The 13184-nt window shown below is 73.8% G+C and carries 12 protein-coding genes; 5 read left to right on the forward strand and 7 right to left on the reverse strand.

What is annotated here, in order from left to right; all coding sequences use genetic code 11:
- The coding region (locus E1200_RS00550) for a serine/threonine-protein kinase (protein WP_165950145.1) at window positions 1-1008 on the reverse strand (1008 nt) is incomplete at its 3' end.
- Window positions 1009-1383: 375 nt separating this feature from the next.
- Here E1200_RS00550 and E1200_RS00555 point away from each other — a divergent pair.
- The 3 genes from E1200_RS00555 (at window position 1384) to E1200_RS00565 (ending at window position 5204) form a co-directional block, all read left to right on the forward strand.
- Window positions 1384-2880: a hypothetical protein gene (locus E1200_RS00555; protein WP_131949748.1), complete on the forward strand. Its 1497-nt coding sequence runs from the start codon at window positions 1384-1386 to the stop codon at window positions 2878-2880.
- A 75-nt stretch (window positions 2881-2955) separates the two neighbouring features.
- Window positions 2956-4101, forward strand: coding sequence for a CaiB/BaiF CoA-transferase family protein (locus tag E1200_RS00560; RefSeq protein ID WP_131949749.1), 1146 nt, complete (start codon window positions 2956-2958; stop codon window positions 4099-4101).
- 248 nt (window positions 4102-4349) lie between these two features.
- Window positions 4350-5204 carry an alpha/beta fold hydrolase gene (locus tag E1200_RS00565; protein WP_131949750.1) on the forward strand — a complete coding sequence of 285 codons (855 nt, stop codon included), beginning with the start codon at window positions 4350-4352 and terminating at the stop codon, window positions 5202-5204.
- A gap of 79 nt (window positions 5205-5283) precedes the next feature.
- Here the strand turns inward: E1200_RS00565 and E1200_RS00570 are convergent, their stop codons facing one another.
- From E1200_RS00570 to E1200_RS00590, 5 genes are all read right to left on the reverse strand, one after another.
- Window positions 5284-6537, reverse strand: coding sequence for an aminotransferase class III-fold pyridoxal phosphate-dependent enzyme (locus E1200_RS00570; RefSeq protein ID WP_131949751.1), 1254 nt, complete (start codon window positions 6535-6537; stop codon window positions 5284-5286).
- Window positions 6538-6652: 115 nt separating this feature from the next.
- Entirely contained in the window at window positions 6653-7312 is a 660-nt protein-coding gene (locus E1200_RS00575; protein ID WP_131949752.1) for a GntR family transcriptional regulator, read from the reverse strand.
- 18 nt (window positions 7313-7330) lie between these two features.
- A complete protein-coding gene (locus E1200_RS00580; protein ID WP_131949786.1) occupies window positions 7331-8101 on the reverse strand; it encodes a maleate cis-trans isomerase in 771 nt (256 codons plus the stop codon).
- A gap of 51 nt (window positions 8102-8152) precedes the next feature.
- Window positions 8153-8914, reverse strand: a complete 762-nt coding sequence (locus E1200_RS00585; RefSeq protein WP_131949753.1) for an Asp/Glu racemase — start codon at window positions 8912-8914, stop codon at window positions 8153-8155.
- A gap of 16 nt (window positions 8915-8930) precedes the next feature.
- A complete protein-coding gene (locus E1200_RS00590; RefSeq protein WP_207932993.1) occupies window positions 8931-9413 on the reverse strand; it encodes a DUF3830 family protein in 483 nt (160 codons plus the stop codon).
- A gap of 268 nt (window positions 9414-9681) precedes the next feature.
- On the opposite strand from E1200_RS00590, the gene E1200_RS34570 reads away from it, so the two are divergent.
- Together E1200_RS34570 and E1200_RS34575 are read left to right on the forward strand one after the other, a co-directional pair.
- Window positions 9682-10683 carry a D-2-hydroxyacid dehydrogenase gene (locus tag E1200_RS34570; protein WP_243708265.1) on the forward strand — a complete coding sequence of 334 codons (1002 nt, stop codon included), beginning with the start codon at window positions 9682-9684 and terminating at the stop codon, window positions 10681-10683.
- A gap of 23 nt (window positions 10684-10706) precedes the next feature.
- Window positions 10707-12110, forward strand: coding sequence for an amidase (locus E1200_RS34575; RefSeq protein WP_243708266.1), 1404 nt, complete (start codon window positions 10707-10709; stop codon window positions 12108-12110).
- A gap of 23 nt (window positions 12111-12133) precedes the next feature.
- Here the strand turns inward: E1200_RS34575 and E1200_RS00600 are convergent, their stop codons facing one another.
- Window positions 12134-13147 carry an alcohol dehydrogenase catalytic domain-containing protein gene (locus tag E1200_RS00600; RefSeq protein ID WP_165950146.1) on the reverse strand — a complete coding sequence of 338 codons (1014 nt, stop codon included), beginning with the start codon at window positions 13145-13147 and terminating at the stop codon, window positions 12134-12136.
- Window positions 13148-13184 lie beyond the last annotated feature (37 nt).

The following is a 13184-nucleotide window of genomic DNA, read 5'->3' on the forward strand; positions in this document are numbered from 1 at the left end:
GGTGTGCACGGGGCCCTGGGCGGTCGGCGCCCACTCCGGGACGCGCGGCGGCCCGGAGACGTCGGGGAACGGCGGCCGCGTCTCCGAAGGGAAGCCGGACGACGCGAAACCCGACGACGACCCGGTGCCGCCGTCCCGCCGCGGAACCGGCAGCACGGCGCCGCCGCTGTGCGCGACGTCCGTGACGGGAAGGCCCAGCTCGGCCTGCGCGCCTTGGAGCGCCTGCGCGAACTCCACGGCCGTCGTGTACCGCTGCTCGGGGGCCTTGGCCATCGCGCGGACGATGACCTCCTGCACGCGCGGCGGCACGTCCGCGCGGGGGATCGGCGGCGGCGGGTCGTGCAGGATCCGCAGCATGAGCTGCGCGATGCCCTCGCCCGCCGGCCCCTTGAACGCGGGCTGCCCAGCGAGGAGCTGGTACAGCGTCGAGCCGAGCGAGTAGATGTCGGAACCGACGCCGGGCTGCCGGCCCTCCAGGATCTCGGGCGCGGCGTGGTTGGGGGTGAACGCCTGCGTGTGGGTCGCGTCGAAGGAGTCCACGAGGCGGGCGATCCCGAAGTCGGCGAGCGCGGGCTCGCCGTACCGCGACAGCAGCACGTTCTGCGGCTTGACGTCGCGGTGCAGGACGTCGCTGTCGTGGGTGGCGGCGAGCGCGCCCGCCGTCTTCACCCCGATGCGCAGCACGTCCGCGACCGGCAGCGGCCCCTCCCGCGCGAGCCGGTCGGTGAGCGCGCCGTGCTCGAAGTACTCCATCGCGATGTAGGGGCGCCCGGACCGGGTGGTGCCGGTGTCCAGCACGGTCACGATGTTGGGGTGGCCGGACAGCCGGCCGGTGATCCTGCTCTCCCGCTGGAAGCGGCGCATCGCCGCGTCGCCGACCGAGCCGATCGACAGGACCTTCAGCGCGACCATCCGGTCCAGGTGCTCCTGGTGCGCGCGGTAGACGATGCTGAAGCCGCCCTCGCCGACCTGCTCCAGCACCCGGTATCCGGGGACGTCCTCGGTCATGGGAGGGGGGAGCCCTTCGTGTTCGCTCGTGGGGGTCGCGGCGGGGGCGCGGTCTTTCGGCGTCGTGCGGCCCGGGGCGGCTCCCCCGAGCGGCAACAGCGTAGTACGGGGACGAAACGGGTGCGTGCCGCTCGCGCCGAACGGTCCGGGCGCTGATCGTCCACCGCCTCGGGTGGGGAAATAGGCGGACATTTTCAACGCCCCGATTAATCGTTGTCCCAATTTCGCTCCTGGCCCGGCCGTGTGCCGCCTAACCTCAGGGTTCGCGACGACAGAACGGCCCAGAGGGAGTGGCCCGCCGTGACGGAAGATGTCCTGACGAGAACGCGGACGGAAGCGCCGCCGCCGAGAACGACATATGGCGACCTTGTGCGAATGGCGTATTTCGTTCTTCCCGGGACCGGGAAGCGCGTCTACCGGCTGGCGGTCGCGCGGCGGATCGTGGACGCCTCCGCCCGCGGCGCCCGGGACCGCTCGCCCGCCGGGCTGGCCCGCCGCCGCACCCGCGTGCTGCGCCGGGCGATGCGCCCGTCCCGCCGGCTGCACATCGGCCTCGGCCCCTGGCTGCGCGCCCTGCCCACCCGGCTGCCCGACCCGGCGCTCACCGCCGCGCTGGCGAGGCTCCACCCGCACGTCCGCGTCGCCTACGTGCTGCGCCACGTCGAGGGGCTGCCCCGGTACGCGGTCCACGACCAGCTGGTCGAGCTGCGCATCCGCGACCCCTGGCAGGCGATCCGGGCGGCCGACGCCGTCCGGCCGCCCGGCGCCCGGCACGCCGAGCGCTTCGAGCCCGCGCTGCTGCGCCCCGTCCGCAACCGCTCGGTGCTGCCGCTGGTCATGGCCGCCGTCCTCACCGCCGCCCTCGTCGCCGTGCTCGTGGTGACCGAGCGCGGCGCCCCGCCCGGACCGGCGCTGCGGCTCGCCTCGGCCGACCCGGGCGCCTGGACGGGCGGCGCCCGCACCCTCGACGCCTGGCTAGCCCGCGGCGACCTCGCCCGCGACCGGACGTTCACCCGGGCCGCCGCCGCGGCCTGGGCCGCCGCGCCGGCGGACCGCCGCGCGACCGGCACCGCGCAGCTCCTCTACGCGGGCAACGTCGGCGGCACGCCGCTCGCCGTCATGCGCCAGGGCGCCCGGGTCGCCCGCTACGCCGAGGGCGGCCTGGACGTCGTCACCGCCGGGCACGACACGTCCGCCCCGATCGCCCTCGGCGGCGGCCGCTACCTCCTGGCGCCCTGGGACCCGCGGCCCGAGACCCTCTCCGGGGACGCCCTCGCGGTGACCGACGGCGTGACCGAACCCGCCCGCGCCGGCTCCGACTGCGGCCGGGGCCCGGTCTTCCACGTCGGCTCCCGGACCGTCGGCGACCTGGGCGGCCCGCGCGCCACCGTCCTCGGCTACCAGTCGCCGGCCCACCGGCCCGGCGGCCGCGACGAGTCCGAACCCGAGCACGAGCGCCTCGGCCGCGGGGCCCGCGCGTTCTGGGACCGGCTGGCCTGCGCGCCGCACCCGGCGGACGGGGCCGACCGGCCGGTGACCGAGGCCGCGGCATGGAACTTCTGGTCCGGCAGGCTGCCGCGCGGCGGCGGCTCCGCCGACTGGGTCTGCACCCGCCTGACCTTCGGAGACGGCGCCACCGCGGCCGCCGCCACGCTGCTCGCGAAGAAGGACCTGGCCACCGGCCCCTGCGACGCCCGCCGCCCGGTCAGCGGAACCTGGTGGAAGGCCCCCACCGACCGCTGGTACTACCTGGCCGCCGCCGCGCGGGGCCTCGTGCCGCGCGCGGACGGCGTCCGCCGCTCCACCGTCCGCGCGCGGCTGCTGACGGCGACCGGGGACCGCGACGAGCCGGTGCAACTCACGGCCCGCTGACGGCGCCCCGGGTCAGCGTGCGCTTACATTGATCGGGCACACTGGGGGGACCGCACGAGAAGCAGGGAGATGCGCATGGGCAAGGGGCCGCTGTCCGGAGTACGGGTGATCGAGCTAGCCGGGATCGGGCCGGGGCCGTTCGCCGCGATGCTGCTGGCCGACCTCGGCGCCGACGTGATCCGCGTCGACCGCGCCTCCGCGGTCCGCGCCGGGGAGACCGCCGGCGGGACCGACTTCGCCAACCGCGGCAAGCGCTCCATCGCGATCGACCTGAAGAGCGAGCGGGGCAAGGAGGTCGTCCTCCGGCTGGTCGAGAAGTCCGACGTGCTCCTCGAAGGGTTCCGGCCCGGCGTGACCGAGCGCCTCGGCCTCGGCCCGGACGACTGCCTCGCCCGCAACCCGAAGCTCGTCTACGGGCGGATGACCGGCTGGGGCCAGGAGGGCCCCCTCGCGCACACCGCCGGGCACGACATCGGCTACATCGCCATCACCGGCGCGCTGCACGCCATCGGCCGGGCCGGCGGCCCGCCGCAGGTCCCGCTGAACCTGCTCGGCGACTTCGCCGGCGGCAGCATGTACCTCGTCGTCGGCATCCTGTCCGCCCTCCTGGAGACCAGGACGAGCGGGCGCGGCCAGGTCGTCGACACCGCCATCGTCGACGGCGCCGCGCACCTGTCCACCTTCATCCACGGCTTCCTGCGGGGCGGCCTGTGGGAGGACCGCCGCGGCGTCAACATGCTCGACACCGGCGCCCCCTGGTACGACGTCTACGAGACCTCCGACGGGGGCCACATGGCCGTCGGCGCGATCGAGCCCCAGTTCTACGCCGAGTTCCTCCGCCGCCTCGGCGTCGAGGGCGAGGACCTCCCCGCGCAGCACGACCGCTCCGGCTGGCCCGCGCTCCGCGAGCGCTTCGCCGCCGTGTTCCGCACGAAGACCCGCGACGAGTGGACGGAGGTCTTCGTCCCCAGCGACGCCTGCGTGGCCCCCGTCCTGTCCATGAACGAGGCGGCCGAGCACCCGTTCAACACGTCCCGCGGCGTGTTCCCCGAGATGGCGGGCCACCCGCAGCCCGCGCCGGCGCCGCGCTTCTCCCGCACCGCGCCGGAGACCGACGGCGTCCCCGCCCTGCCCGGCGGCCAGACCCGCGCGGTCCTGGAGGACCTCGGCTTCACCGACGCCGAGACCCTCCTGAAGGACGGCTCGGTCGCCCAGGCGTGACCGTCCCGGCGTGACGGTCCGGGGGATTGATTCCGCCCGCAGCGGCTGGTCGATAGCGGCCGGGCCCTCCCGATTGTGAATCGATTGACAATCGTCCCGGGGTAATCGGCGGCCATTCCACAAGACCGTGCCGGAATGCGGCCGTACGTTGTGTGCACTCCACCCCCACCGATGCGGCGATGAGGGGCCGGGGCCCGCGAGTCCGGGCCCCGGCCTCTTCCCGCCGTGTCCGCATAAGGGAGATGCACATGCGTTTCTTGCGGCTCCGCAGATGGGCGGTCATCGCGGCCGCGATGACCGCCGTGCTGGGCACGACCGGCGTCACCGCGCCCGCGCAGGCCGAGATCGTCCCGGAAGGGGCGAACGACTGGAATTGCAAACCGTCGTTCTGGCATCCGCGGCCGGTCGTGCTCGTGCACGGCACGTTCGAGAACATGGCGTTCAACTGGCAGAAACTCTCCCCGGCGCTCAAGAAGGCCGGATACTGCGTCTACGCCCTCAATTACGGCGGCCCGAAGGACGGCCCCATTCAGGGGATCTACGACATTCGCACGTCGGCCGGAGAGCTGTCGGCGTTCATCGACCGGGTGCTCCAATCGACCGGGTCCTCGAAGGTCGACATCGTCGGGCACTCGCAGGGCGGCATGATGCCGCGCTACTACATGAAGTTCCTCGGCGGGGCGGCGAAGGTGAACAAGCTCGTCGGGATCGTCCCCTCCAACCACGGGACCAACGCCTCCGGGCTGGTGGAGCTGGGCCGGCTGCTCGGCATCACCCAGGCGGTCGTGCGGGCCGCGCCGGCGGCCGGCCAGCAGATCGTCGGCTCGGAGTTCCTGGCGGAGCTCAACGCGGGCGGCGACACCGTCCCCGGACCGCAGTACATCGTGCTCGCCACCAAGTACGACGAGGTCGTCACGCCCTACACCTCGTCGTTCCTGAACGGCTCCAACGCGCACAACGTCCTGCTCCAGGACAAGTGCCCCGGCGACACCAACGCGCACCTCGGCATCAACTTCGACCCGGTGATGATCAAGTTCGTGCTGAACTCGCTCGACATCTGGGGCCCGTACTGGCCCATCGACTGCGCCGACCCGCTCGGCTGACCCGCGCACGGAACGGCGCCCGGTGGTCCCCTCTCCGCGACCACCGGGCGCCGGTGCCTGCCTGCGTGCTGCGCCCGGGTCAGCCGACCGCCTCCGCGACGGCGTCCGCCCAGAGGCCGAGGGCGTCGTCGATCTGCGCCTCGGTGACGATCAGCGGCGGGATCATCCGGACGACGTTGCCGTACGCGCCGCAGGTCAGCAGCAGCAGCCCGCGCTCGGTCGCGGCCCGGTGGGCGCGCGCCGCGGCGTCGGGGTCGGGCTCGCCGCCGGGCCCGGTGAACTCGGCGGCCTGCATCAGCCCGAGCCCGCGGACGTCGCCGATCGCCGGGTGGTCGGCGGCGACCTTCTGCAGCCCGTCGTTCAGCCGCGCGCCCTGCCGGGCCGCGTTGCCGACGAGGTCCTCGTCCTGGATGACCTGGAGCGTGGCGAGCGCCGCGGCGCAGGAGACCGCGTTGCCGCCGTAGGTGCCGCCCTGCGAGCCGGGCCGGGCCTTCTCCATCAGCGCGGTCGGCGCCGCGATCGCCGACAGCGGGAAGCCGCTGGCCAGGCCCTTGGCGGTGATGAGGACGTCGGGACGCGCGGCGGTGTGCTCGTGCCCCCAGAACCGGCCGGTCCGCCCGAACCCGGTCTGCACCTCGTCCATGATCAGCAGGATGCCGTGCCGGTCGGCGCGCTCGCGCAGCCCCTCCAGGAACCCGGGCGGGGCGGGGATGTAGCCGCCCTCGCCGAGCACCGGCTCGACGATGAACGCGGCGGTGTCGGACGCGGGGCTGGCGGTGACGAGCAGGTAGTCCAGCTCGCGCAGCGCGAACCGGGTGGCCTCCTCCTCGTCCCAGCCGTACCGGTACGCCTGCGGGAACGGCGCGATCGCGGCGCCCGGCATCAGCGGGCCGATGCCGGCGCGGAACTTCGTGCCCGCCGTGGTGAGCGCGGCGGCGCCCATGGTCCGGCCGTGGAAGGAGCCGTGGAAGACGACGATGTTCTGCCGGCCGGTGGCGTGCCGCGCCAGCCGGATGGACGCCTCGACGGCCTCGCTGCCGCTGTTGAGGAAGAACAGCGAGTCGAGCCCGGCGGGCAGCACGTCGCCGAGCGCCTCGGTCAGCCGCAGCAGCGGCTCGTGCATGACCGTCGTGTACTGGCCGTGGATCAGCGTCCCGACCTGCCGCTGCGCCGCCTCGACCACGCGCGGGTGGCAGTGCCCCGTGCCGGTGACGCCGATGCCCGCGGTGAAGTCGAGGTGCCGGCGGCCGTCGGTGTCGTACAGGTAGACGCCCTCGCCGCGCTCGGCAAGGACGGGGGTGGCCTGCTTGAGCAGGGGTGACAGCTTAGCCATGCGTCGTCCCTCCGATGCCCTTCGTAGATTGTCGACAATCTGCAATGTAGGTGCCCCCGGGACCCGTGTCCAGCGCCGCGGGGGCCTGACCGGTGCGGCGCCGCCGGAACGGCGGCTAGGGGACGCGGAGCCGCCGGATGGAGTCGGTCATGTGCTCCTCGATGAGGGTCAGCAGCCGCTCCTCCTCGCCGTCGCCGATCGCGTCGACGAGCCGGCGGTGCTCCTCGACCAGCTCGGACGGCTCCGGGTAGGTGTCCTGCAGCGCGTTGAGGCACATGCGGGTCTCCACCAGGAGCGTGTGGGCCATCCGCTCCAGCCGCGGGCTGCCGGACGAGCTGACCAGCACCTCGTGGAACGCCTGGTCGGCGTCGCTCATCGCGACCCGGTCGCGCTGGTCGGCGGCGTCGATCAGCGCGTCCAGGGCGTCGGTGAGCCGGGCGACGGCCTCGCCGCGGTTCCGCTCCATGATCAGCTGGCACGCCTCCCGCTCGATCGCCAGCCGGGCGAGGTAGACGTCCTCGACGTCGCCCTCGTCCAGCGTGATGACGAACAGCCCGCGGTGCGGCTCGCTGACCAGCAGCCCCTCCTGGACGAGCCGCTGCATCGCCTCCCGCAGCGGGCCGCGGCTGATGCCGAGCCGGCCCGCCAGCTCGGCCTCGCCGAGCTGGGCGCCCGGCTCCAGCGACCCGTACATGATCGCCGAGCGCAGCTCGTCCGAGACGATCTCGACGGTCGACTTGCGGGGGACAGGTTCCAGCTCACCCAATCGGCCCATTGCCGCGAGGCCCCTTTCTCATAGCTGCGAGGTATCTCGTCCCCGCTCGGCGACGCCGGCCGGGACGGCGGCGGGCACGGCGAACAGCCGGCCCAGCCCGGTGCGCGGGGGGAGCCCCCCGGGGCCGGACGCGAGCCGCAGCCCCTCCCACACGCTCACCTGGTTGGCGGTCAGGACCGGCTTGCCGACCCGTGCCTCCAGCTCGTCGAGCCAGGACACGGTGTGCAGCGCGGTGTCGGGCACCAGCACCGCCTCGGCCTCCGGATGGTCGTTGGCCGCGACGAAGGCGAGCACCTCGTCGCGCCCCAGCGTGCCGACCTCGGCGGCGGTGATGATGCCCCGGCAGGACAGCGCCACCACCTCGATGCCGGCCTCGCCGAGGAACGCGACGAACCGCTCGGCGACGTCGGCGGGGTAGGTCGCGGCGATCGCGACCCTGGTCACGCCGAGGGCGCGCGCGGCGTTGACGAACGCGAACGACGTGCTGGACGCGGGCACCCCCGCGGCCGCGGCGACGCCCTCGACCTGCCGCGCCGCGCCGTCCCAGCCGAACACGAAGCTCCCGCTGGTGCAGGCCCACACGGCCGACTGGACGCCCATGTCGCGCAGGACGCGGGCGCCCTCGGACAGCACGTCCGCGCCGCCGACGTCCAGCAGCGCGTCGACGCGGTGGGCGTCCTCGCGCATCAGCGTGTGGACGACCGGCAGGCGGACCCCGCCGAGCGCGAGCTCGATGGCGGGGTAGTCGTCCTCAGCGCTGTAGCCGGGGTAGAGGAACCCGGCGGTCAACCCGTTCTGTGGCATCGAATCGTCAATCCTACCCTCGGGTGTCGTCGGTGATCAGGCGGCGGTGGACGGGGCCAGCTCCACGAGCGACTGCCCGGGACCGGCCGCGGAGCGGCCCATCGAGCGCAGCGCCGTGCACATCGTGACCTGGTTGGCGGTGAGGACGGGCTTGCAGATCATCTGCTCCAGCGGGGCGATGATGTCGTAGGTCGGCACGTTCGTGCAGCTGATGAAGACGGCCTCGGCCTCGGGGCCGTCGACCGCCGACACCGCCGACACGATCTCGCCGTAGCCGACCTTCCAGATGTGGCTGAGCAGCCCCATCCCGACCGACGCCACCACCTCGATGCCGTACTCGCCGAGAAACGACACCAGCCGCTGCGTGACCGCGTCTATGTACGGGGTGACGACCGCGATCCGGCTGACGTCGAGCAGCCGCAGCGACTCCACCAGCGCGCCCGACGTGGTCGTGGTGACCGGCGCCCCGCCCAGCCGCATCGACTCGTGCAGCCGCAGCTCGCCCGCTTTGCCGCCGATGAAGCTCCCCGACGCGCAGGCGTAGGCGACGGCGAGCGGCTCGGGGGCCAGCACGTCCCGCGTGGCCTGCCGGACGATGGACTGGTCGGACAGCGCGGACGCCATCTCGACGGTGACCGGGACCGGGACGTACGGAAGCCGCGTCATGTACAGCGACACGTCGTCGGGCGTCCACCGCCACAGCTCGCGGTCCAGGGCGAAGTCGAAGGGCGCGACCACGCCGATGCCGTGCTGGGCGAGCAGCTCGGGGCCGACGACCAGCGTGGGGTCGAATGTCATTTGCGCGGCCACCGCTCTAAGACTCGGCACGGCTGTAGACGAGGCGTTCTCCGACTCCGCCGGAGCGCCAGACGTCGTTGCACGCCTCGGCCATGCGGTCGAGACCGTCGACGATCGTCGCGTACACGTTGCCCGGGACCCAGCCGACGTCCCCGTTGAGCAGCAGGTTGTTGCGGCCGTAGAAGATCGCGAGGTCGATCACGCCGGGCAGCGTGTGGATGTTCTTCTCCTCCTTGAAGCGGCGGTCGAGCATGCCGCCGGCGAAGGAGAAGTAGACGACGTCGCCCGGGATGGGGGTGACGGTGGGGTTCTCGAGGCCGACCTCCTCCTCGGTGAACCTCTCCACCATCGTGTAGACCTCGTTGCGCGCGTACTTGGCGTGGTAGGCGTCCCCGCCGAGCGGGAGCGAGTTCCACACCGCCTCGCAGGTGCGCGGCGCGTCCTTCTCCAGCAGTTCAGCGACGCACGAGACGCCGCGACGCTCCAGAGTGATGGTCATGAGCTTGGGCATGCCGGACCTCCCCGTGGACAGGGGTGGGCGAGAGCGTCGCCACCCGAAGGACTCTTCCGTTAGAGCGCTTTGGGATCCGTCCTGGCCTTGCGTGGGCAGGTTGCGACGGTCTTGCAGCACACGAGACTCAGTGCGGTGACGTGGGGCCGCAGTGCACCGCGCTGATTGTTGACAATCCTACGAACTGTTCCTAGCGTGTCAATGCCTCCCTGAGTTGCCTTCACGTAAACTCTGGTACTCGCTGAAAGTGGCGCCCATGGACCCTGTTCCGCCCGCATCCGGCGGGCCGCCCGGCGTGGTGGTCCTGACCGGGGACGACCGCCCGCGGGGCATGGCCGACGCCGAGCGTCTCGCCCGCGTCCGCTACGTGCGCGAGCCGGAGCTCGCCGATGCCCTGCCCGGCGCGGACGTCCTGTTCGTGTGGGACTTCCTCTCCGACGCGGTCGCCGGCGCATGGCCCCGGTCGGGCGGGCCCGACTGGGTCCACATCGCCAGCGCGGGGGTCGACCGGCTGCTCTTCCCCGGCCTGGTCGAGGCCGGCACGGTCGTCACCAACTCGCGCGGCGTCTTCGACGAGCCGATCGCGGAATATGTGCTCGGCCTCGTCCTCACCTTCGCCAAGGACCTGCACACGACCGTCCGGCTCCAGGGGGAGCGCCGCTGGCGGCACCGCGAGACCGAGCGGATCACCGGCGCCCGCGCCCTGGTCGTCGGCACCGGGCCGATCGGCCGCGCGATCGGCCGCCGCCTGTCGGCCGCGGGCCTGGCCGTGTCCGGCGCGGGCCGCACGCCGCGCGACGCCGACCCCGACCTCGGGGTCGTCCACCCGGTGGAGCGGCTGGACGAGGCGCTCGCCGAGGCCGACTACGTCGTGCTGGCGGCGCCGCTCACCCCGCAGACCCGCCACATGATCGACGCGGCGGCGCTGCGGCGGATGCGGCCGAACGCGCGGCTCGTCAACGTGGGCCGCGGCGCCCTCGTGCACGAGCCCGACCTGGTCGAGGCGCTGCGCGCCGGCCGGATCGCGGGCGCGGCGCTCGACGTCTTCGAGGACGAGCCGCTCCCCGAGTCGTCCCCCCTGTGGGACATGCCGAACGTGCTGGTCTCCCCGCACATGTCCGGCGACGTGGTCGGCTGGCGGGACGAGCTGGTCCGGCTGTTCGCCGCCAACCTCGACCGCTATGTCGCGGGGCGCCCGCTGCGCAACGTCGTGGACAAGCGGCTCGGCTACGTGGGTTCACCGCAGAAGGTCGGCTGACCTGTGCACCGGAGGGGGTTGCTGTGACCGTGACCAAGACCGACGCGGCCGATCTGACCGCGGCCGAGCTGCTGCGCGAGTACGCGGCCGGGACGCTCTCCCCGGTCGAGGCGGCGCAGGCCGTGCTCGACCGGATCGAGCGCGACGACCCCGCGCTCAACGCGTTCTGCCTGGTCGACGCCGAGACCACGCTCGACATGGCCCGCGCGGCGGCCGACCGGCGGGCGCGCGGCGCGACGCTCGGGCCGCTGGACGGCGTGCCCGTCTCCATCAAGGACGTCCTGCTCACCCGCGGGTGGCCGACGCTGCGCGGCTCCACGACGATCGACCCGGCCGGCCCGTGGGACGAGGACGCCCCGTCGGTCGCCCGGCTCCGCGAGCAGGGCGCGGTCTTCGTCGGCAAGACCACCACGCCCGAGTTCGCGTGGAAGGGCGTCACCGACAACCCGCTCACCGGCGTCACCCGCAACCCGTGGGACACGTCCCGCACCCCGGGCGGGTCGAGCGGCGGCGCGGCGGCGGCCGTCGCGGCGGGCATGGCACCGCTCGCCCTCGGCACCGACGGCGGCGGCTCGGTGCGCATCCCCGCCGCGTTCACCGGCACGTTCACCATCAAGCCGACCTACGGCCGCATCCCGCACTACCCGGCGAGCCCGTTCGGGACGCTCGCGCACGTCGGCCCGATGACGAACACCGTGGCGGACGCGGCGCTGCTGCTCGACGCGATCTGCGGGCCGGACGGCCGCGACTGGTCCGCGCTCGCGCCGCCGGACGTCCCGTTCGGCGAGGCCGGCCCGGACGACCTGACCGGCCTGCGCGTCGCGTTCAGCCCCGACCTCGGCTTCGCGGAGGTCGACCCGGAGGTCGCCGCGTCCGTCGCGGCCGCCGCCGAGGTGTTCGCCGAACTCGGCGCCAAGGTCGAGCTCGCCGACCCCGGGTTCGGCGACCCCGTCGCCGAGTTCGAGGTGCTGTGGTTCGCGGGCGCCGCGAAGGTCGTCGACCACCTGCCGCCCGAGGCCCGCGCCCGGCTCGACCCGGGCCTGCGGGAGATCTGCGACCAGGGCGCGGGCTACTCGGCCCTCGAATACCTGACCGCCACGGCCTGCCGCATGGAGCTGGGCCGCATCATGGGCCTGTTCCACGAGCGCTACGATCTGCTGCTCACCCCGACGATGCCGATCGCGGCGTTCGAGGCCGGCCTGGAGGTGCCGCCGGGTTCGCCGTCACCCCGCTGGACGGGCTGGACGCCGTTCACCTACCCGTTCAACATGACGCAGCAGCCCGCCGCGAGCCTGCCGTGCGGTTTCACGGCGGCCGGCCTGCCGATCGGCCTGCAGGTCGTCGGCGCCCGCCACGCCGACGCCCTGGTGATGGCCGCCTGCCACGCCTTCGAGCAGGCGCGCCCGTGGAAGAGGTGGCGGCCGTAGGGGAACCTCGGCGGTAGGCGGGGTCAGCCGAACGTGATCACCGTGCGGCCGCGGTGGGTGCCCGCGTCCATCTCGGCGAGGACGCGCGGTGCGTCGTCCAGCGGGACGGCCGTGACCTCCGGGACGATCCCGTGCGCCACCGCGAAGTCGAGGGTGTCGCGCAGGTCGTGCGGTGACCCGGACGGCATGCCCATCACCCGCAGCCGGTTCGTGACGAGGGCGGCCGGCGGCACGCTGACGTTCTCGGCGCCGAAGCCGAGGTAGAGCAGCGTCCCGTCCGGGCGCAGCCCGCCGAACGCGGCCAGCCCGGCGGCGGTGTCGGGCGCGGTGTTCATGACCACGTCCGCGCCGCCCCATGCCCGGAGGGCCTCGGCCGGGTCCTGCTCGGCGGTGGCGACGTACAGTTCGGCGCCGCCCCGCACGGCCTCCTCCTCGGCGCGGCGCGAGCGGGACACGACGGCGACCCGGGCGCCCATCGCGGCGGCGAACCGGGCGGCCATCGTCCCGACTCCGCCGGTGCCGAGAACGGCGACCCGGGATCCGGCGCCGGCGCCGGCCCGCCGCAGCCCGTTGAACGCGGTGATCCCGGCGCACATCAGCGGCGCGCCGGCGACGGGGTCGAGGCCGTCCGGGAGCGGGGTGACGAAGCCGGCGCGGCCGGTGAAGTACTCGGCGTAGCCGCCGTCGCGGTTGACGCCGGTGACGAGCCGGGGCGCCCCGGTGCACAGGATCTGGTCGCCGCGGACGCACCGGTCGCAGTGGCCGCACGACCCGTACGGCCACGCGGCGCCGACCGGCGTGCCGACGGCCGGCTGGTCGACGCCTTCGCCCAGCGCGGCGACGACGCCGCTGATCTCGTGCCCGGGGACGACGGGGAAGGTCCCGAACGGGTAGTGGCCCCGCAGGTGGTTGACCTCGGAGAAGCACATCCCGCACGCGGTGACCTCGACGAGGATCTCGCCGGGGCCCGGTTCGGGCACGTCCCGCTCGACGATCTCCAGCGGCTTGCCGGGTGCGGACAGAAGCGCGCCGCGCATGGCAGGTCCCCTCTCGGATGTTCGTATCGTTGATACA

Origin of the sequence: Actinomadura sp. GC306, from assembly GCF_004348665.1 — a bacterium.
Taxonomy (GTDB): domain Bacteria; phylum Actinomycetota; class Actinomycetes; order Streptosporangiales; family Streptosporangiaceae; genus Spirillospora.

Excerpts from the sequence above, each read along its gene's own strand:
- E1200_RS00555 (WP_131949748.1), top strand. The coding sequence starts at position 1,384 with ATGGCGTATTTCGTTCTTCCCGGGACCGGGAAGCGCGTCTACCGGCTG.
- E1200_RS00560 (WP_131949749.1), top strand. The coding sequence starts at position 2,956 with ATGGGCAAGGGGCCGCTGTCCGGAGTACGGGTGATCGAGCTAGCCGGG.
- E1200_RS00565 (WP_131949750.1), top strand. The coding sequence starts at position 4,350 with ATGCGTTTCTTGCGGCTCCGCAGATGGGCGGTCATCGCGGCCGCGATG.
- E1200_RS00570 (WP_131949751.1), bottom strand. The coding sequence starts at position 6,537 with ATGGCTAAGCTGTCACCCCTGCTCAAGCAGGCCACCCCCGTCCTTGCC.
- E1200_RS00575 (WP_131949752.1), bottom strand. The coding sequence starts at position 7,312 with ATGGGCCGATTGGGTGAGCTGGAACCTGTCCCCCGCAAGTCGACCGTC.
- E1200_RS00585 (WP_131949753.1), bottom strand. The coding sequence starts at position 8,914 with ATGACATTCGACCCCACGCTGGTCGTCGGCCCCGAGCTGCTCGCCCAG.
- E1200_RS00590 (WP_207932993.1), bottom strand. The coding sequence starts at position 9,413 with ATGACCATCACTCTGGAGCGTCGCGGCGTCTCGTGCGTCGCTGAACTG.
- E1200_RS34570 (WP_243708265.1), top strand. The coding sequence starts at position 9,682 with ATGGACCCTGTTCCGCCCGCATCCGGCGGGCCGCCCGGCGTGGTGGTC.
- E1200_RS00600 (WP_165950146.1), bottom strand. The coding sequence starts at position 13,147 with ATGCGCGGCGCGCTTCTGTCCGCACCCGGCAAGCCGCTGGAGATCGTC.